The sequence below is a fragment of the Actinotalea sp. C106 genome, from assembly GCF_023630195.1.
Classification (GTDB): domain Bacteria; phylum Actinomycetota; class Actinomycetes; order Actinomycetales; family Cellulomonadaceae; genus Actinotalea.
Map to the genome: position 1 here is coordinate 1 of NZ_JALPKN010000523.1, position 1,129 is coordinate 1,129.

The 1,129-nt window shown below is 73.7% G+C and carries 1 protein-coding gene; it reads right to left on the bottom strand.

The window, feature by feature from the left end:
* Positions 1 to 119: 119 nt before the first annotated feature.
* Positions 120 to 1,129, bottom strand: a 1,010-nt coding sequence (locus L0B03_RS18185; protein WP_374205030.1) for an ABC transporter permease, incomplete at its 5' end; no start/stop codon positions are given.

Sequence of the window (1,129 nt, forward strand, 5' to 3'; positions counted from 1 at the left end):
GGTGCCGCGGCCAGGCCCGCCAGCCGCGCGGCGCCGTCGTCGGGCCGGGGCCAGGGGCAGGACCGGGAGCAGGCCCGGCTCCTGGCTCGGCCGCAGCACCGGTCTCCGTCAGCTCCACCTCACGCAACACGGGCCCCCCGGCGCAGCAGCAGGTACAGGAAGACCACGCTGCCGACCACGCCGACGACGACGCCCACGGGCACCTCGTACGGGTAGCGCACCACGCGTCCGAGCAGGTCGCAGACCAGCACGAACCCCGCGCCGAGCACGGCGACCCACGGGGCGGTGCGCCGCATGTTGTCCCCCAGCATCAGCGACACCACGTTGGGCACGATCAGCCCGAGGAAGGGGATCGCCCCCACGGTCACGACGACGACCGCGCTCACCAGGGAGACGATGACCAGCCCGAGGTTCATCACCGCGCGGTAGGACAGCCCGAGGTTCGTCGTGAAGGCCTCGCCGAGCCCCGCGACGGTGAAACGGTCGGCCGCGACGTAGGCGACGACGGTCAGGACGAGGGTCAGCCAGAGCAGCTCGTAGCGCCCGCGCAGCACCCCGGAGAAGTCCCCGGTCATCCAGGCGCCGAGGGTCTGCAGGAGGTCGAGCCGGTACGCGACGAAGGTCGTGACCGCGCTGATCACGCCGCCGAGCATCAGACCGACCAGGGGGACCACGAGCACCGAGCGCAGCGGGATGGCCCGCAGGATGCGCAGGAACAGCGCCGTCCCGACCAGGGCGAACAGGGCGCTCACGCCCATCTTGCCGATGAGCGGCATGCCCGGGGCGAGGACCGTGACCGCCAGGATGCCGAGGGCCGCCGACTCGACCGTCCCCGCGGTCGACGGCTCGACGAAGCGGTTGCGCACCAGCATCTGCATGAGCATCCCCGCGATCGCCATGGCGGCCCCCGCGAGGAGCACCGCGAGGGTGCGGGGCAGACGCGAGACGACGAGGACCATGGCGGCACGCCCGTCGTCGTCGGGGGAGGTCAGGGCGGTCCACAGGGTGCGGGGGGTGACCTCGGAGACCCCGACGAACAGGCTGACCACGCTCAGGGCCAGCACCACCGCGGCGGCCAGCACGAGCCACCGCCACCGGGCCGGGCCGAGGGGGGCCGGGCCGAGGGGGG